At 47.4% G+C, this 18,263-nt stretch carries 14 protein-coding genes; 10 read left to right on the forward strand and 4 right to left on the reverse strand.

The features are described from left to right. The first annotated feature begins 99 nt into the window (after nucleotides 1–99). Genes folB through LG272_RS05585 form a run of 3 tightly spaced genes read left to right on the forward strand, consistent with a single transcriptional unit; the run spans nucleotide 100 to nucleotide 1,790 of the window. The gene (gene folB / locus LG272_RS05575) at nucleotides 100–450 is read left to right on the forward strand and encodes a dihydroneopterin aldolase (RefSeq protein ID WP_404409946.1); all 351 of its coding nucleotides are present in this window, start codon (nucleotides 100–102) and stop codon (nucleotides 448–450) included. Next, nucleotides 450–980 (forward strand): 2-amino-4-hydroxy-6-hydroxymethyldihydropteridine diphosphokinase, encoded by a 531-nt coding sequence (gene folK / locus LG272_RS05580; protein ID WP_404409947.1) that lies wholly within the window; start codon nucleotides 450–452, stop codon nucleotides 978–980. Before folB ends, folK begins: the two co-directional genes overlap by 1 nt. A 15-nt stretch (nucleotides 981–995) precedes the next feature. Further along, entirely contained in the window at nucleotides 996–1,790 is a 795-nt protein-coding gene (locus tag LG272_RS05585; RefSeq protein ID WP_404409948.1) for an undecaprenyl-diphosphate phosphatase, read from the forward strand. Here LG272_RS05585 and LG272_RS05590 read toward each other — a convergent pair. Beyond that, the gene (locus tag LG272_RS05590; RefSeq protein ID WP_404409949.1) at nucleotides 1,783–2,898 is read right to left on the reverse strand and encodes a CCA tRNA nucleotidyltransferase; all 1,116 of its coding nucleotides are present in this window, start codon (nucleotides 2,896–2,898) and stop codon (nucleotides 1,783–1,785) included. The two genes, LG272_RS05585 and LG272_RS05590, sit on opposite strands and share 8 nt — an antisense overlap. Before the next feature lie 104 nt (nucleotides 2,899–3,002). Between LG272_RS05590 and LG272_RS05595 the strand changes: the two genes are divergently transcribed. The 3 genes from LG272_RS05595 to LG272_RS05605 all read left to right on the forward strand — a co-directional run bounded on the left by LG272_RS05595 (nucleotide 3,003) and on the right by LG272_RS05605 (nucleotide 7,022). After that, a complete protein-coding gene (locus tag LG272_RS05595) occupies nucleotides 3,003–4,454 on the forward strand; it encodes an ExeA family protein (RefSeq protein WP_126758396.1) in 1,452 nt (483 codons plus the stop codon). After that, complete coding sequence (locus LG272_RS05600) at nucleotides 4,454–5,167, forward strand: general secretion pathway protein GspB (protein ID WP_404409950.1); 714 nt, start codon at nucleotides 4,454–4,456, stop codon at nucleotides 5,165–5,167. Before LG272_RS05595 ends, LG272_RS05600 begins: the two co-directional genes overlap by 1 nt. Nucleotides 5,168–5,246: 79 nt before the next feature. After that, nucleotides 5,247–7,022 (forward strand): acyl-CoA dehydrogenase C-terminal domain-containing protein, encoded by a 1,776-nt coding sequence (locus tag LG272_RS05605; protein ID WP_404409951.1) that lies wholly within the window; start codon nucleotides 5,247–5,249, stop codon nucleotides 7,020–7,022. A 41-nt stretch (nucleotides 7,023–7,063) separates the two neighbouring features. On the opposite strand, the gene putA is transcribed toward LG272_RS05605, so the two are convergent. Further along, nucleotides 7,064–10,231, reverse strand: coding sequence for a bifunctional proline dehydrogenase/L-glutamate gamma-semialdehyde dehydrogenase PutA (gene putA / locus LG272_RS05610; protein ID WP_126758399.1), 3,168 nt, complete (start codon nucleotides 10,229–10,231; stop codon nucleotides 7,064–7,066). A 227-nt stretch (nucleotides 10,232–10,458) separates the two neighbouring features. Between putA and LG272_RS05615 the strand changes: the two genes are divergently transcribed. Together LG272_RS05615 and glnE are read left to right on the forward strand one after the other, a co-directional pair. Continuing rightward, nucleotides 10,459–11,949, forward strand: coding sequence for an inorganic triphosphatase (locus LG272_RS05615; protein WP_126758400.1), 1,491 nt, complete (start codon nucleotides 10,459–10,461; stop codon nucleotides 11,947–11,949). 2 nt (nucleotides 11,950–11,951) lie between these two features. Next, nucleotides 11,952–14,696, forward strand: a complete 2,745-nt coding sequence (glnE, locus tag LG272_RS05620) for a bifunctional [glutamate--ammonia ligase]-adenylyl-L-tyrosine phosphorylase/[glutamate--ammonia-ligase] adenylyltransferase (RefSeq protein ID WP_404409952.1) — start codon at nucleotides 11,952–11,954, stop codon at nucleotides 14,694–14,696. Here glnE and lpxL read toward each other — a convergent pair. Continuing rightward, complete coding sequence (lpxL, locus tag LG272_RS05625; protein WP_404409953.1) at nucleotides 14,693–15,628, reverse strand: LpxL/LpxP family Kdo(2)-lipid IV(A) lauroyl/palmitoleoyl acyltransferase; 936 nt, start codon at nucleotides 15,626–15,628, stop codon at nucleotides 14,693–14,695. The two genes, glnE and lpxL, sit on opposite strands and share 4 nt — an antisense overlap. Next, a complete protein-coding gene (gene tolC / locus LG272_RS05630; protein ID WP_126758402.1) occupies nucleotides 15,615–16,976 on the reverse strand; it encodes an outer membrane channel protein TolC in 1,362 nt (453 codons plus the stop codon). The genes lpxL and tolC overlap by 14 nt, the downstream gene beginning before the upstream one ends. A 244-nt stretch (nucleotides 16,977–17,220) precedes the next feature. Here tolC and LG272_RS05635 point away from each other — a divergent pair, with 244 nt between their 5' ends. Beyond that, nucleotides 17,221–17,826 (forward strand): NUDIX domain-containing protein, encoded by a 606-nt coding sequence (locus LG272_RS05635; protein ID WP_404409954.1) that lies wholly within the window; start codon nucleotides 17,221–17,223, stop codon nucleotides 17,824–17,826. Continuing rightward, complete coding sequence (locus LG272_RS05640; protein ID WP_126758404.1) at nucleotides 17,823–18,263, forward strand: DUF1249 domain-containing protein; 441 nt, start codon at nucleotides 17,823–17,825, stop codon at nucleotides 18,261–18,263. Before LG272_RS05635 ends, LG272_RS05640 begins: the two co-directional genes overlap by 4 nt.

Genomic DNA, 18,263 nt, shown 5'->3' on the forward strand with positions numbered 1-18,263 from the left:
GGTGTCAGTAGCCGTTTGCTTCTGATTCGCTTTCCGTTACTATGCAAACCCATAGCATAAGTGCTTTAGCGTTGAATTTCTATTGATACGGACTCTTGCATGGATAAAGTTTTCATTGAAGGCTTAGTGGTAAATGCATTTATTGGCGTTTACGACTGGGAACATGAACAGACACAACCGCTCATTTTAGACTTAGAGATGGATTGGGATAACCGCAAGGCGGCCCAGTCTGAACAGCTCCAAGATGCCTTGGATTATGACGCACTGAGCCAAGCGATTATTAAACTTGTTCAAGAGCGTCCGCGTGCGCTAATCGAGACCGTTGCTGAAGAAATTGCAACCCTAGTGTTAGCGCGTTTTAAAACGCCACGCGTACGAGTAAAGGTCAGTAAGCCGCAAGCAGTTGCTGCAGCTCGTCAAACTGCTGTTGAAATTGTTAGGCAAGCATAGTGAGTTGGGTTTGGTTTGGTATCGGGAGTAATCGCGACCGAGAACATTATATCAAGGCCGGCGTGCGAGCACTGCATGATGCCTTTGCCAGCAAACAACATCCGTTGTTCGTCTCAAGAGTGTTTGAAAGTGATTCGGTTGGATTTGCTGGTAGTCGCTTCTACAACCTAGTCGCCTGTGTCGAAACAGATCGATCGATTGAAGCCATTCAAGCAACGTGTAAGGCGATTGAAAAAGCGCATGGTCATGACGGCAGTGCAGCGCGATTTAGTCCCAGGACATTAGACATTGATATGTTGATGTTTGACGCCGTCATTAGCGACGCACCGGTTCAGTTACCTCGCGCAGAAATATTAACGAACGCATTTGTGTTATGGCCTCTAGCAGAATTAAGTCCCACACTTCGTCATCCCGTTACGAATAAAACATTTACCGAACATTGGTCAAATTATTCTGGTGAACAAAAACTAGAGCCGATATTCTTAGCGTTTGACCCGCTACCACATCTAGTTATTGATGATTCAAATTAGAAGGATATTTGTACTGTGAGCATTTGGGAAGCCATCATTCTTGCCTTAATTCAGGGGCTAACGGAGTTTTTACCGATTTCGAGTTCGGCGCATCTGATTTTGCCGTCGCAGTTGTTTGGTTGGGAAGATCAAGGGCTCGCTTTCGATGTCGCAGTGCATGTTGGTACGTTGCTGGCGGTTGTGCTGTATTTTCGTCAGGAAGTCGGGCAACTATTGGTGAATTGGTTCGGAAGTTTGCGCGGACAGCATAATGCTCATAGTCGTCTAGCCTGGTTGATTATTTGGGGTACGGTTCCCGCTGGTCTGGCTGGCTTGCTTGGTAATGACCTAATTGAAAACTTTGCTCGTTCGGCATTGGTGATTGCCACCAGTACCGTCGCTTTTGGTTTGTTACTTTGGTACGCCGATGTGCGCGCGTCGCAACAGCAGACAATCGAACAACTATCGTTAAAACAAGTACTGATTATTGGTGCTGCACAAGCGTTAGCATTGATTCCTGGCACGTCGCGCTCAGGAATTACCATGACCGCGGGAATGATGCTCGGCCTTACAAAAACCGACGCCGCTCGATTTAGTTTTTTGCTATCCATTCCAATTATTATTATGGCCGGAGGCTACCAAGGCTTGAAGTTGGTGCAACAGCCTGAAGCCGTTGCTTGGTCTGCGATCATCCTTGGCGTTGTCGCATCCTTCGTTGCTGCGTACGTGTGTATTCACGTGTTTTTACAGATTATCAGCCGTATGGGCATGTTGCCGTTCGTTATCTATCGATTAGCACTCGGCGCGGTGTTATTCGCATTCTTTATTTAGATGAATGCCAGCTGTGGCGCATTGCAGCTAAACGCTCTGCGCTCACAGCCGCACCGATGGCTGGGCCTTTTAACTCACGACCACGATGCTTAGCCGCCTCGATGACATTGCCAGCCTTAACCTGTTGCGCCTGTGTATATGCGAGTTGAATACGTTCAATATCTGCCTGCGTCATACCCAACGCATGCCACAGAATGAATAGTTCTTGCACAATATTCGGACGACGCCAACCATCAACTTTGCCAATGGCGTGAAACGCCCATGTGGCATCAATCTGTTGTGATTGTTGCCAATTGACTTTGCGGGCAGCAACAGCGATATCGGTATAGGAGTTGGGCACTTTCAAACGTTCGTGGAGTTGCGAAAGCTCGGTCATGGATAGTGAGTAACAACTAAGCGCCCAAGCATTAGTACTGTTAAGTTTAGCGCCTATGTTCTCCATTTGAACTTTGAGTTTCTCGATATCAATTGAGTTTTTCAACTCGCTATACCAAGGTTCAAGTGCCTGGCAGGACTGCAGTATTTGCCAGAAAACATACGGTGTGATGGTCGCCATTGCTTTTTCAGTTTCCCGCCACACACGCTCAGCAGCGAGAGTTTGAAGCTCACCGCTGAGGCTTATTTGACGCATCAGTGCTAACGTATCATCGGCAACAGTGAAACCGTCATCAGCAAAACGGGCTGCGAAGCGAGCCACACGAAGAATTCGTAATGGGTCTTCAGCGAAAGCCGGCGAAACATGACGAAGTTTGCGATTGTTGAGGTCGCTAAGACCGCCGAACGGATCAATGAGTTGGCCGTCGGCTTTTTGCGCTATCGCATTAATCGTTAAATCGCGACGAATCAAATCATCTTCTAAGGTGACATCGGGTGCGGCGTAAACGGTGAAACCAGTATAACCTTGCCCTGATTTGCGCTCTGTTCGAGCAAGCGCATACTCTTCGCCAGTTTGCGGGTGTAGAAACACGGGGAAGTCTTTCCCTACTTGTCGATACCCCTGAGCAAGCATCTCTTCTGGTCGCGCGCCAACAACCACGTAGTCACGTTCGTGTACGGTCTTACCTAAGAGTTGATCGCGAACTGCACCACCGACGAGATAAACTTCCACAATTGCTCCTTTTGCTTTTTAATGATGATCGCGAATCACTAGCCCTGATGCAAGCGAGTCGTTACACTGTTTCACACTATAACTATTAATGCAGCGAAGTTGCCATGTATCTTAATTATTTTGGATTGCATACCGAGCCATTTTCAATTGCACCTGATCCACAATTTTTATATCTGAGCGAACGCCATCAAGAAGCGCTGGCGCACCTCAGTTATGGTTTGCAGGGCAGTGGTGGGTTTATATTACTGACTGGCGAAGTCGGCACGGGTAAAACAACTGTATCTCGTGCTCTGTTGGAGCAGTTGCCGGAACAGACTCGCACTGCATTTATCCTGAACCCAATGCTGAACTCAGATGAACTATTGGCAACCCTTTGTGATGAGTTTGGTATTGAATACAACAAAAACCAAGTAACAGCAAAGCAATTAACCGATAAACTTAGCCAATTTTTACTTGAGGCTCATGCTCAAAATCAGCAGTGTGTGGTGTTAATTGATGAAGCTCAGCATCTGCAGCCACAAGTGCTTGAGCAGTTGCGGTTACTTACCAACTTAGAAACTAACCAGAACAAGTTGTTACGGGTTATTCTCATCGGTCAGCCAGAACTCCAGGATCTACTCCGCCGTCGTGAACTTCGTCAACTCGCGCAGCGCATTACAGCTCGGTACCACTTATTACCGCTGCAGTTAGCTGACTCGGAGCGATACATTAATTATCGGTTGCAAGTAGCCGGTGCACAGCGTGGGTTGTTCGATAAAAAAGCTGTCAAAAAAGTACATCTCGCCAGTGAAGGGATTCCACGCCGACTCAATTTGCTCTGTGACCGCGCCTTGCTGGCTGCGTATAACGAACAGCAATCCGTGGTCTCGGTACGTCACATTCAAATTGCCGCGAAGGAGTTAGATGGTCCGTCGCCTCAACGCGAAGAAAAATCCAGAGGAAGTTGGCTGCAGTTGATCGTTGCGGGGGTTGTAATTGCTGGTTTAACTGGAGCTGCGAATTGGTACTGGCGTCAAGCTGAGATTGCTCAACCCGTGGTGGAACAGACGACACCAATAAGAAGCGGCATTGAATTAATGGCAAGCGCTTGGAAGCTGCCGAATCCGCCACAAGAACAAGCGTTTTGTGAATGGATTCAGTCGTTCGAACTACTCTGCGTGGGTGCAAGCGCTCGCTTGGATCAAATTCTCATTCCTGAGCTACCAGCGCTGTTGACGCTGAAGAACGGTGACTATCAGTTTGTGAATGATGTTGATGCGTCACCAAACAACGATTGGACTGGAGAATTCGTAATCGTAATTGCGCAACCCCCGGGGTATTTCGACGTCGATGCCGACGCTGAACAATCGGTATATCAACAATGGCTTGCACGACAACTGAGCGAGCATGGGGTTGATAGACGCGATGGTATAGCGGAACAAGTGCGTCATGTGCAACAGCAAGCTGGTGTGAAAGTGACAGGGCAACTGGATGCGTTGACGTTAGCATGGTTGAGTGCAAACGAAAATGAATCAGGACCGCGATTAGCTAAATCGAAAAACTCGGAGGTGCGTTAATGTCATCAGTACTTAAAGCATTGCGCAATCAACAATCGCCGTTGATTCAACAGCCTGGAACTATCTCTTTGCAATCAGCACAACAGGGTACCGGTACGTTCGCAAAAGCGATCATTTCCACCTTGGTCATCATCATGGCGATCATTGCAGGATGGTTCATCAGTCAGCAATTTCTCTCTGGAATAGCCGAATCTGAAGTCGCGTCACAAGAGATTCAGTCACCGACTGTCTCCCCAAGCTATCAATTAGGAGCTGTGGCGTCCGTAATTCAACCCAATTGGCGTATTGAGGAAGAGTCGGAGCCAGCAGGTGACGCGGAGGAAGGCGATGAACTCATTAGCACGGCAGAGCGGCAAGCCAACACTTCTGTAGTAAATTCCAATCAAGCAATTGACCTCAAGCAAATTTCTCCTGAAATGCTTAGTGCTTTTGAAAGTGCATTAGGCGAGCAAGGGGAAAACTTAAGTGTGGTACCAGCGTTATCACAGTTAAGCCCAAGCTTTCAGCGTTCAGTGCCAAGTTTTACCTATGATGGACATCAGTACTCATCGCGGCCAAATTCGCGCTGGATTGAACTCGGTGGTGTACGCTTATTTGAAGGTGAGAGCTATCAGGGATTAACTATTTTAGCTATCGCACCTGCTCATGTGGTGTTGTCAAAGAATGATCAAGCTTTTCAACAACCGGCTTTAGAAGACTGGACAAAGCCATAACGAATCTGTTATTAAAACACCTGTTTAAATCTACTGTTTGATTTCAGCGTGAAATCATCGTCAGCAAAGAGGTGTTGTTATGGCGGATTATCGTGTTCCACGTGAAGATATGCAGTTTGTGCTGCAGGACGTTTTTAAAGTTGATAAAGATTGGGCTCAGTTCGGTGAACTCGCAGAATTAGATATTGAAACCGCTGTTGCGATTATTGATGAAGGCGCCAAGCTAGCTGAGACCCTCATTGCGCCAAACGCACGCGCCGCTGACGAACAGGGCGTGTCATTTGAGAATGGCGTGGTGACAACACCAAAAGGCTACAAAGAAAACTTTAAACAACTCGCCGAAGGCGGCTGGGTCGGGGTTACCGCAAACCCTGAGTTTGGCGGCATGGGCTTGCCGAAAAGCGTATCAGCTCAGTACGAAGAAATGCTGTGTGCAGCAGATATTTCGTTTTCTTTGTATCCAGGTCTAACCGCCGGTGCGATCATGACCATCGATCAGCACGCTGACGACACTCTAAAAGCTACTTATCTCGAGAAAATGATTGCTGGTCAGTGGACCGGTTCAATGTGTCTAACTGAGCCACATGCCGGTACTGATTTAGGTATTATTCGCTCCAAAGCCGTACCAAATGACGATGGTAGCTTTGCCATTTCAGGTACCAAAATCTTTATCACTGGCGGCGAGCATGATCTTGCCGAAAACATTATTCATTTGGTGCTTGCGAAGTTACCTGACGCACCAGCTGGCAGCAAAGGTATTAGCCTTTTCCTCGTTCCGAAGTTTCTCGTTGATGAAAACGGAGCGATTGGCGAACGTAACGGCGTTAACTGTGGCTCGATTGAACATAAAATGGGGATTCATGCTTCAGCGACCTGTGTACTTAACTTTGACGGCGCCAAGGGCTGGTTAGTTGGTGCGCCTCATCAAGGCCTGCCAGCCATGTTCACGATGATGAACTATGAACGTCTCGGCGTTGGTATTCAGGGTTTAGGCGCCGCCGCCCGTTCATACCAGAACGCTTTAGAGTATGCACAAGACCGTATTCAAGGGCGCGGTGCCAAGGCAACACGTGAACTTGATAAAGAAGCCGACCCTCTCATTGTACACGGTGATGTCCGCCGTATGCTGTTGACGATGAAAGCTTTCGTCGAAGGCGGTCGGGCATTCTCAACCTACGTTGGGCAACAATTAGATATTGCGAAATACGCTCAAGATCCACAACAAAAAGCACGAGCGGAAGCACTGGTTCAACTTCTCACACCGGTTGCCAAAGCGTTCTTAACCGACACCGGTTTTGAAACGACGGTTATTGGTCAGCAGGTATTTGGTGGTCATGGGTTTATACGTGAGTGGGGACAAGAGCAGTTAGTTCGAGATGCTCGTATTGCTCAAATTTATGAGGGGACTAATGGTATCCAAGCACTCGATCTGCTTGGCCGCAAGGTTGCGGGTTCGCGTGGTGAATTACTCAAACCACTGCTAGACGATATTCAAGCCTTATTGGCTGAGCCCGAAGCCGGTTTAGAAAAAGAATATCAACAACTTGCGGAAGCGACGCAATTAATTAATCAGGTTACAAAACATGTGCTGGAGCGTGTGGCGCAAGATGAAAACATCATCAATAGCGTCGCCGTTGAGTATCTAAATTTGGTCGGTTATGTGGCATTTGCCTATATGTGGCTACGCATGGCCAAGGTTGCTCAGCCATTAGTTGATGAGCGCCCGTACTTAGCAAGTAAAGTGAAGACAGCGAAGTTCTATATGGCTCGTATTTTGCCGCGTATTCACGGTTTAATTGGAGCTATTGAGGACGGAAGTGAGAGCCTGTATCAACACGAAGTGGGCGAGTTTTAATCGCCCACTTATTGTGTTCTCAGCGCAATAACGTGTTGTCGCTAGTCACCTAGCGACAACAGGGTAGCGTTACCACCAACAGCGGTTATATTGTTGGTGCGCGTTTTTTCAGTCACAAAGCGAGTTAAGTAGTGTGGACCACCCGCTTTCGGGCCAGTACCTGACATGCCGCGCCCACCAAACGGTTGCACGCCAACTACAGCACCAATCTGATTTCGGTTGATATACACGTTACCTACATCAATACGACGCGCGATATCTGCTGCAAAGGTTTCATTGCGGCTATGAATACCGAATGTTAAGCCAAAACCAGTACCGTTGATGCTCTCGATAACCTGATCAAGTTCGCTCGTTTTGTAACGAATAACGTGCAAAATTGGACCGAAGTTTTCTTTAACGAGCTGATTAATGCTATCGATTTCAATCGCAGTTGGCGCCACAAAAGTACCGCCATTGGTATATTCCGGCATTGGGGCACGAGCAATTAAGCGGCCTGCTTGCGAAATATCATTGATGTGCTGCTCGAGATTACTTTTCGCCACACCATCAATCACTGGGCCGACGTCAGTTTCATGCAACATTGGGTCGCCAACCTTCAGTTCAGCCATGGCACCTTTGAGCAAATCAATCACGCGGTCAGCAATATCGTCTTGAACAAACAATACGCGTAGCGCAGAGCAACGCTGACCGGCACTCTTGAAGGCGCTGGCAACGATGTCGGTAACGGCTTGTTCTGGCAATGCAGTTGAATCGATCAACATTGCATTTTGACCACCCGTTTCTGCAACCAATGGCACGATTGCACCGGTACGAGCGGCTAATGCGCGGTTAATTGATTGCGCGGTGTAAGTTGAACCGGTAAAGCAGACACCGCCGATATCTTCTTGTGACACCAAGAAACTACCAACTTCAGCACCGCTACCCGGCATATAATGTAAAACGTCACCAGGAATGCCTGCTTCTAATGCCAATTGAACAGCACGGAAGGCAATCAAACCTGTTTGTTCAGCTGGCTTGGCAATCACGCAGTTACCGGTAACTAAAGCCGCTGCTACTTGTCCCATGAAGATTGCTAAAGGGAAGTTCCACGGGCTGATACAGATAAACGTACCGCGACCTTGCAAAAATAGTTCGTTGGTTTCGCCTGTTGGACCTGGCAAGGTGGTGCCGTCACCCATAAGTTCACGAGCTTGTTGCGCATAATAACGGCAGAAATCGACTGCTTCGCGAACTTCATCGATACCATCTTGTAAACTCTTACCCGCTTCCATGGTACACAGGGCAATCAGTTCATTACGATTAGCTTCCATCAAGTCAGCCAGTTTCTCGAGTGAGGCTGCTCGCACTTCAACATCGGTATCGCGCCAACGGCGATAAGCGGCATTAGCACTTTGCAATGCTTGCTCGGCTAAAGCTTTGTCACCCCAACAAATGGTACCAATCTGCTGACTGGTATTTTGTGGGCTGTGAATAGCAACACGGTGGTGCGCATCAACCACATCACCGTTAACAATTGGTCCACCTTGCCATTGCTTATCACGATATTGATGAACGGCGTTGATAAAATCATCAGCTTGCGAGTGAATGTTCATATTCAATCCTAACGAGTTTTTCCGATCGCTGAAAATCTGCGTCGGTAATGGAATCTTATGGTTTGCGAAATGCTCATGCTTCAGCATGGTGCGAAGCGGATGTTCGGTGAGCTCGGCTACCGGCGTTTCAGGGTCGACTAACTTGTGCACAAACGAAGTATTTGCACCGTTTTCAAGTAAGCGGCGAACCAAATACGGAAGTAAGTCTTTGTGAGCGCCTACTGGAGCATAGATACGAACCGTAACTTTCGGGTCTTGCTCAAGCAACGTATCGTAAAGATCATCACCCATTCCATGCAAACGTTGGAACTCAATTCGACGTTGGTACTTGTTGTTTAACTCACGAATAGCGACAACAGTTTGCGCATTGTGCGTTGCAAATTGTGGATAAATAGCACCATCGGTTGCCGGACTCATCAAATAATGAGCGCAAGCTAAGTAAGATACGTCGGTATTCGCTTTACGAGTATAAACAGGATAGCCTTCTAGGCCGTTTACTTGGCACAGTTTAATCTCAGTATCCCAATAAGCGCCCTTTACGAGACGTACTGGAATTTCATCACCGCACTCACGAGCTAAAGCGGTTACCCAGCATAATACGGGTAATGCGCGCTTTGAATAAGCTTGTACAACCAAACCAAAACGCGGCCAACCTTTACAGACACCACTGCGATAAACTTTCTCGAACAGTTCGAGTGAAAGTTCTAAGCGATCCATTTCTTCGGCATCAATGCTCACGCCAACGTCGGCTTCTTTCGCGAGTTTCACCAATTCGGTCAAGCTTGAAGCGAGTTCAGTAAGAACCCGTTCATGATTGGCCACTTCATAACGCGGATGTAACGCAGATAATTTGATTGAAATTGTCGGTCGCGGTGCGTTCGGATTATTGAAATTCTCTTTCCCAACCACTTTGATTGAGTTGACATAGTCGGCGTGATAACGGCGCGCATCAGTCATAGTTAATGCTGCTTCACCCAACATGTCGTATGAATGTGTATAGCCTTTGTCGCGATTATTACGGCTGTTTTTGAGAGCTTCTTGAATTGTCCGACCTAAAACAAATTGCGTTCCCATGATGCGCATAGCGGCATAGGTTGCCTTGCGTACTACTGGTGAACTCAGCCGACGAACCATGCGACGAAAAACACCGCGTGGCGTTTCCATTGGCTGACCGGTTGGATTAATCATCGAATTGGTTAACGCAAGCCCCCATGTGCCGCTATTAACCAACCACGACGCACTTTGTCCCATATGCTTTTGCCAATCACCGCCGGACAAACGGTCTTGAATGAGTGCATCAGCTGTGGTGGCGTCTGGAATACGTAGCAAGGCCTCTGCAAGACACATCAAAATAATACCTTCTTTGGTATCAAGGCTGTATTCTTGCAAAAACGCATCAACGCCACCGCCGTCAGCACGGTCGCGAACTTTATTTACTAAATCGGTTGCTGCCTGAGTAACCGCATCAAGATTTGAATCCTCTTGAGGGACTAAAGGCAATAGCTCACGCAAATAAGCATCTTCATCTACCAAATAGTTGGCAGTTATTGCTTGTTGGAGTCGACCAAGGTCGGCGCCGGTATACTGAGCCGCAAGTACTTCACTCGCTTTGAACATAGCATCTCCTGTTGGACTCAGCCCAAGGCTGGCGGTGACATATTTCGGGCGCCAGTATATGACTTTTTTGGCGCGCGTAAAGCTAGTCTGATCACATTTTTTTAATTCTCTAAATCGCGCCCACGGTGCATTTTTTAAACACAGCTGTCAAGCCCATTTAAGTTGACCCGCACATTGAGTACGAGTACCGTATGAAACAAGCAAAATCAACGTGTAAGAGACCACTCGTGAGTCAAGAAATCGAACTAAAGTTACTGGTAGAACCAGCTAAGCGAGATGCGGTTCTGGCATTGTGCCAACAGCTAGCCAAAGAAACGCAACCCAGCCAACTGGAATTAAGCAATGCGTACTTTGACACGCCGGATCTGCAATTGCGTCAGCACGACATCGGTTTACGTATTCGTCGCCGTGGTGATGAGCGTGAACAAACCATTAAGCTAGCTGGCCAAGTGCTTGGGGGGATGCATTCTCGCCCTGAATACAATGTCGTAGTAACCCGCGACGAACCTGATTTGACGTTGTTTGAAGAAGATATTTGGCCAGACGAATTCCCAGTTTTTGATATACAGCGTGAGCTTACCGAAATATTTCGTACCGATTTCACCCGGCATCGTTGGCAAATAGCAAGCGGTGATGGCGTAATTGAACTGGTTTTCGACGAAGGTCAGGTTATTGCTAACGATAAAGTGCGACCAATTTGCGAAGTTGAGCTAGAGGTTCAAGGTGGCGAGATAGCTCAAGCATATAAGTTTGCGCGACGTTTTATTACGCGAGTTAACGCACGAGTGGGCAGCTTGAGTAAGGCTGCTCGCGGCTATTTGTTGGCAGAAAAATCTGTGTTAGAGCCATTTACGCATGCTCACTTTGTTCGCCAGCAACCAAACGATGATGCTGGTAGCGGCCTATATCGCGCTCTTGCGTATGCGTTGCAATACTGGCAACACAATGACGCATGTTTAAATGAACAACCGAGCGTGCGTGCTGTGGCTGGAATTACCGACGGTATTCGTTTATGTAAAGTGGTGCTACAGCAACTCGCTCTTTTTGAAATTGATGTAAGTGATCACATTGTGCGATTAGAGCAAATGTTGGGGCATCTCGGGTGGTTAAGTCGTTACGACGGACTCAATGAGCTAACCGCCGAAGATGGCGCCTACCACCGCGCACTTGAGCAAAATCAAAAGTTGTACGATGAAATTCTTGAGCAGCAAGAACATGCGGTTCAATTGGAATTAGTCATTAACCTCAGCAAACGCGATGATTATCAGCTTACTTTGTTCGAGCTGGGCGAACTTTGTGCGCAGCAGCCTCGCCACGAGCAGCTAACACAATTGCCACTAAAGCAATGGGCGGCACAGCGCTTGCGTGAAGATTGGCAACAGGTTGTTGAAGCGTTTACGCGTCATGACGAAATGCGTGCAGATCAATATTTAAAACTGCTACCGCAGTTACAAAGCTCGTTGCAACTGGGGTATTGCGTGGGTTATTTGTTCGATGCTGAAGACCGCGAAAGTTTTCGTGCACCATGGCAAGACATGCTGCGTGGCATTCGAGAAATCATGGCCTTGAAGCTCTTACGCGAAGCGATTAAAGATACCGACGACATCAACACAGACAAATTGTTGAGTTGGCAAGAGGTACAACTTGAATCACTGCTATACGCCTTGGAGCGCTCGCGCAGAGCTGCACTGAAACAAGAGCCGTACTGGATACTGTAACTGTGGATAAGTTGGCGCGGGTAACATCAATTAGTGAATTTGTCGCTCGTGTACTCGAGCAATATCCCGATGCCATCGAGTGGCAGGGGGAAAAAGTTGTTCTCCCTCAACCGAGCGATTATCAAGCCAAGTTAAATGCGAGTTTAGAGCACTGCACTAACGAGGCTGAAGCGAATAAACTGGTACGGCAATTAAGGCAACGATGGTACGCCACCATTGCGGCAGCCGACTTACTGCAACAAATGTCGTTAGAGGATGTGTTAGCGCACATTACCGCGACTGCAGATGCTTTTATTAGCAGTTCATTAGCGTGGTTGTATCCGCGGTTTTGTGACCGGTTTGGCACGCCGCGTGACGAGCACGGCGATGCACTTCCGTTGTTAGTCATTGGGATGGGCAAATTGGGCGGCGGCGAACTCAACTTTTCATCCGATATTGACCTTATATTTTGTTATCCAGAGCAAGGTGAAACGGACCATCCGCGTAAACCAATTGAGAACAGTGTGTTCTTCACCAGACTTGCCCAAGGCTTGGTGAGTATGCTTGATCAAATCACTGTCGATGGGCGGGTGTTCCGGGTTGATTTGAGACTTCGTCCATTTGGTCAATCAGGCCCGGTTGTTGCCAGTTTGTCGGCACTCGAATACTACTATCAAGAGCAGGGTCGAGACTGGGAACGTTATGCCATGGTGAAGGCAAGAATCATCGGCGCTGATGCCAACTATCAGCAACAGCTATCAGCGTTACTGCGGCCATTTGTTTATCGTCGCTACATCGATTTCTCCGCGATCGATGCATTACGTAAAATGAAGAGTTTAATCACTCAGGAAACGCGACGAAAAGGGCTCGAACACAACATCAAGTTAGGTCCCGGCGGCATCCGCGAAATCGAGTTCATTGCACAGGTTTTTCAACTTATTCGTGGCGGCCAGCAACGACAATTACAAACTCAGTCGATTTATCAAGCCTACCAAGCCATTGCCGAACTCGGGCTTCTTCCGCAATCGTCGGTTGATGAGTTGCTGGCGTGTTATGCCGTGCTGCGCAAAATGGAGCACGTGCTACAGCAACTCAACGATGAACAAACGCAAACCTTACCTACAGAGAAGGCATTGCAAGAGCGTATTAGCTTGGCTTATCAGCAGCCTTGGCAGAAAGTGGATGAGTTAATTAAGACGACGATGGTAAAAGTTCATCAGCACTTCCGTCAGGTAATTGGCGATCCTGATGCTGAAGACGAAGAAGCAGGGGAACTACAGCTGCTGTGGCAGGATATGATTGAAGATGATACGGCAGTCGACGTTCTTGTTGATGTTGGCCTTGCGAAAGCCACGGCGCAACTCATATGGCAACAAGTCAATCAGTTACGGATGGATGTTCGTAAGCGCGGTTCAGGCCCCCGTGGGCGTAAGGCAATGGCGCGTTTGGTTCCATTGTTGCTGGAGCGGATTGTGCAATTTGCTGATTCCGATTCTGTACTCGAGCGCGTGCTTCAAGTATTGCGAAAGATAATGACACGTACTGCGTATGTTGAGTTGTTAGTTGAAAATAGCGGTGCACGCGAGCAACTTATTAAGTTATGCCGTGCCAGCTCGTGGTTAACTCATCAACTTGCGTTGTATCCGCTGCTGCTCGATGAGTTAATTGATCCACAACATTTGTATCAACTACCTAAATTGGAAGATTATCCGTCGCTCTTGGATGAGTTTTTGATGCGACTACCAGAGCAAGAACAAGAACTTGAGGCGCAAATGGATGCGCTACGTCAGGCTCGTCAAGTGTTGCAACTGAAAGTTGCTGCGGCTGATATAAGTGGTGCGCTACCGCTTATGAAAGTCAGTGACCACCTGAGCTATCTTGCTGAAGCAATTATTGCAAAAGTTGTGCGTTTAGCATGGTTTCAGTTAGCGGAGAAACACGGCGTGCCTCCTGGTCGTGATATCGACAATATGGGGTTTGCTGTGATGGCATACGGCAAGCTCGGCGGCTTGGAGCTGGGCTATGGCTCTGATTTAGACTTAGTATTTATTACTGACTCAGATTATTCAGGCGAAACTAACGGGGCCAAAGTTATTGAGGTTCAACAGTTTTATCTTCGTTTAGCGCAGCGTATTTTGCATTTGTTTACCACAAGAACGGTGGTGGGTACGTTGTATGAAGTCGATATGCGTTTACGACCGTCGGGTAAAGCCGGTTTGTTAGTATCGCGCTTGGATACTTTTGCCAGTTATCTGCGTGAAGACGCTTGGACTTGGGAGTTACAAGCTTTAGTGCGAGCGCGTCCAGTCTTCGGCAGTCCTGAGTTGTGTCAAAAGCTAATAGAAATACGTCAGCAACAGCTCTGTCAAAGTCGTGATGAAGCGGAACTGAGAAAGCAAGTGCTTAGTATGCGTGAAAAAATGCGCGAGCACTTACATGCCAAAGTAGAAGGGCAGGAGTTTGACGTTAAGCAGGGCGAAGGAGGTATCACTGATTTAGAGTTTTTAGTTCAATATTTAGTGCTACGTTTCGCTCCGGAACATCCGACGTTAACTGAATTTACCGATAATATTCGCATATTAGAAGGTGCTGCACAGGTCGGGTTAATGAGTGCCGAACGCGCACAGGAGCTAATGAAAGCTTATATTTCCGAACGTGAAGTGATTCATCAGTTAGCGCTTGATGACCGTGGTAATGTTACACGAATGGACTTAGAAGAATATCGCCATACTGTTATTCAAGCATGGCGACATTGGTTAGCGGATTAAGGTTTATAAAGGTCGGGGTCACTTTCGTTCGGTCGCGTTTTAAAGCGTCGATGTATCCACATGTACTGCTCAGGTTTTTGCTGAATGGCAAATTCAATCATGTGGTTGACGCGAGTGACATCATCGATGTCATTTCCAGTCGGGAAATTCTCGAACTCAGGGTAAAACGTCATATCGTACCCAGAACCGTCATCGCGTCGAAAACAAGTTACCGGTAATACTGCGCAATTCGCATTGCTTGCAAATAACAACGTGCCGGTCGTGGTGCTGGCTTTCTCAACGGCAAATAGTGGTGCAAATACAGTGCGCTTGCGGCCATAGTCTTGGTCTGGCAAGTAGCCGGCAATCTCACCTTGATCGAGTGCTTGTAGCATGCTCCGCACGTCGGTGCGCGGAATCATGTATTTGTTTGATCGGCCGCGTCCTAACGTTTGTAGGTATTCCATTACTGCGTTGTTATGCGGTCGGTAAAGGCCTACGGCTGGTTTAACGAAACCATGTAATCTGGCGTGAACTTCTAGGCTCAAGAAGTGAAACAGTAACAGCAAAACGCCTTTGCCATCTTTTTGGGCTGCATGAAGATGTTCTTCGCCGTGAACATGTAATTTACGACGAATGCGCCAATCTGGCCACCACCAAGCCATGCCCGTTTCGAAGAAGGCGATACCAGTATTCTGCATATTTTTTCGAACGAGCGTTTCGATTTCGCTAGGCGACATATTCGGAAAGCACAATTCGAGATTGCGGCGAGCAATGCCTGCGCGGCGAGGAACGAAACGATAGAATAGTCGACCTAAACCTCTGCCCATTCCTAGCTGCCAACGATATGGCAGCCAAGAAATGGTGTAGAGAATGCCGACGCTAAGCCACGTTAACCAGTACTTCGGTAATAAAAACCGTGGCTCAAAGTGCGGTTTTTCAATTATTTTCATTAATCAAGCTTGCGTTAATGGCTACTAAATCTTGTTCGCTAATCTGACCTGAAGCTTGTTTCAGAGTCAAATACTGACGAATGTATCCATAACGGGCGCTCGATAGATTACGCCGAGCATTGTACAAATTGCGGGTGCTGTTCAATACGTCGACGATTGTGCGGGTACCAACTTCAAAACCAGTTTGCGTGGCTTTCAACGCGCTCTCAGCTGAAACAACCGCTTGTTCGAACGCACGAATTGTTGATTGCGAAGCGACAACATCATAATAAGCGTTGCGAACTTGACGTTCGACACCGCGACGAACTCCCTCAAGCTCTTGGCTTGAGGCGACAAAGTTTTCACGCGCTTGGTCAACTTCAGATGACGTGCGGAAACCGGTGAAGATCGGCACATTCAAAGAGAGTCCGATCGAGTTGGAATCCATCCGTGGCATATCAATTTCGTTACCGCGTGCCGTGGTGGTGGTGTCGCGAGTCGAGTATGAACCATTTAACGACACGGTTGGTAAGTGACCATTGCGCGCTAAATCAATTTGTTGCTCAGCAATTTCAACCGACACGCGCTGAACCAATAACTGTAAGTTCTTGTCTTCTGCAATTTTTACCCATTGCATGGCATCCGCTGGCTCTGGGCTTTCAGGCGAAAAAGTTTCGGTGTTTAGCTGAGCTAAATCTTGATGATAACGACCCGTGATTTCGCGCAATGATTCTTGTGCAATTTCAACGGCATTTTTCGCTTGGATTTCTGACGCCACCGACGTGTCGTATTGTGCTTGAGCTTCGTGCACATCGGTAATCGCGGTTAAGCCAACAGAGAAGCGTTGCTTGGTTTGTTCAAGTTGACGTTCAATTGCTTTTTTCTCAGCAGTTGCGAACTCTAAGTCGTCTATGCGCTCCAGAACCGTGAAATAGGCATTCACTACGCGAATCATCAATTGCTGACGCTCACTTAGGTAATTTACTTCAGCTTGGTAAGCTTGCTTTTCGCTTAATGCAGCTTGATCCCAAACGTTCATATCAAAAACCGTTTGGGTTAAGTTTACCCCAGCATTCCAGCCGCGGTTCTCGCTATCAATAACAATAAAACTTTGCGCAACAGAATCATAATTTGCACTCTCTGATTCTGAGCGTGAGTAACCAGCCGAGAAACTCACCTGCGGCCAAAAAGCTGATTTGGTGATATCGATACCTTTTTGTGCGGCGCGACGCTGAGCATCAACTCGTTGTAGTGTAGGATCGTTCTGCAATGCAAGCTGGAAAACTTGTGCAAGGTCGTCGGCATAGGCGACAGTACTGGTCGCGCTTAGCGTTAAGCCAACTAAAACTGATAATACGTGCTTTTTCATGGATAGGGTGTCCTAATTATTTGAAAGCATCATCTTGCCAAAAAACTGGCTGCCATTTTACATACACTCGTGAATGTTTACTAGTTTACTGTGAAACGAATTTAAATGCATGGCGCCAGTTGCAACAGAGTAGGTTCAAGTGTAACTAATTATGTGCCAAAGATGGTTTTTTTTACAATTGTTATGAATCAATTTCGCGTTCAATCGAGTACATAAGACGTTAAACAACGAGAAAAGGTTGCTTGTGCAAAAATATAATCAAAATGACGTAAAAGTTATTGAGAAAACACCGATACGAGAGGGTTTTCTTAGTCTTTATAAATTACGGTTGCAGCATCGCTTATTTGAGGGCGATTGGTCGCCAGTATTTGAGCGTGAAGTGATGGACCGAGGGCATGCTGTGGTAGTGTTGCCCTATGATCCACAAAAAGATGCACTCGTGGTGTTAGAGCAGTTCCGGGTTGGCGCGTTAGGTACGGATGCTTCGCCATGGTTGCTCGAGTTTGTTGCTGGCATGTACGATAGTAACGATGAGACGGCGGAGCAGGTAGCTCATCGTGAACTTCAAGAAGAAGCTGGGTTAGCAACGAATAGCTTACATTACGCTCTTACCTACTTATCCACACCGGGCGGATGTACCGAGAAAATTTCGATATACATTGCACTAGTTGATAGCGATAAAGCAGCTCGCCACGCCGGTTTGGCGACAGAAAATGAAGATATCCGCGTACATGTTTTGCCCTATGGTGACGTGGTGCAGTTGTTAGAAGCAGGAAAAATTAACAATGCGGCGAGCGTGATTGGGCTACAATGGTTGCAATTACATAAACGCCAGTTCGAGGATTTATGACAACCGATGTGATTCGAAAACGCTATAAGTTTGATCTCGCAGCCTTACAACGGCTCGCGGCAATCAACTATGCTGCGTTGCGCCCAATGGTTGCTGGCGTCAAGCAATCAGGCTCGAAAGTCATCAAGGTTGGGCAGCAATTACGCTTTGCGGTGACAGTGCTAGAAACAGCACCCTATACAACGGAAGTGAGAATTGAACAGCAGGCGTTACTAAAGCAGTTGCCAGGATTGCGAGAGACGCAAATAGATGTGCGTCTCTATCACGATGCTCAGCTCGCTGAAGTGGTCAGAAGCCAAGGCGTTTCTCGATTACAGGCCAGTTATGACGTGCCAAATCCAAGCATGTACCATGCCGATGAAAAACATCAAGTGAATCACTTTTTGCAAGAGTGGCTCCAACTTATTCGAGCGAATGGCTATTTCCAGGAGGTTTAA

Origin of the sequence: Pseudidiomarina marina (assembly GCF_044807045.1) — a bacterium.
Lineage (GTDB): Bacteria > Pseudomonadota > Gammaproteobacteria > Enterobacterales > Alteromonadaceae > Pseudidiomarina > Pseudidiomarina marina.

Excerpts from the sequence above, each read along its gene's own strand:
- LG272_RS05640 (WP_126758404.1), top strand. The coding sequence starts at position 17,823 with ATGACAACCGATGTGATTCGAAAACGCTATAAGTTTGATCTCGCAGCC.
- tolC (WP_126758402.1), bottom strand. The coding sequence starts at position 16,976 with ATGAAAAAGCACGTATTATCAGTTTTAGTTGGCTTAACGCTAAGCGCG.
- lpxL (WP_404409953.1), bottom strand. The coding sequence starts at position 15,628 with ATGAAAATAATTGAAAAACCGCACTTTGAGCCACGGTTTTTATTACCG.
- folB (WP_404409946.1), top strand. The coding sequence starts at position 100 with ATGGATAAAGTTTTCATTGAAGGCTTAGTGGTAAATGCATTTATTGGC.
- LG272_RS05600 (WP_404409950.1), top strand. The coding sequence starts at position 4,454 with ATGTCATCAGTACTTAAAGCATTGCGCAATCAACAATCGCCGTTGATT.
- putA (WP_126758399.1), bottom strand. The coding sequence starts at position 10,231 with ATGTTCAAAGCGAGTGAAGTACTTGCGGCTCAGTATACCGGCGCCGAC.
- LG272_RS05605 (WP_404409951.1), top strand. The coding sequence starts at position 5,247 with ATGGCGGATTATCGTGTTCCACGTGAAGATATGCAGTTTGTGCTGCAG.
- LG272_RS05595 (WP_126758396.1), top strand. The coding sequence starts at position 3,003 with ATGTATCTTAATTATTTTGGATTGCATACCGAGCCATTTTCAATTGCA.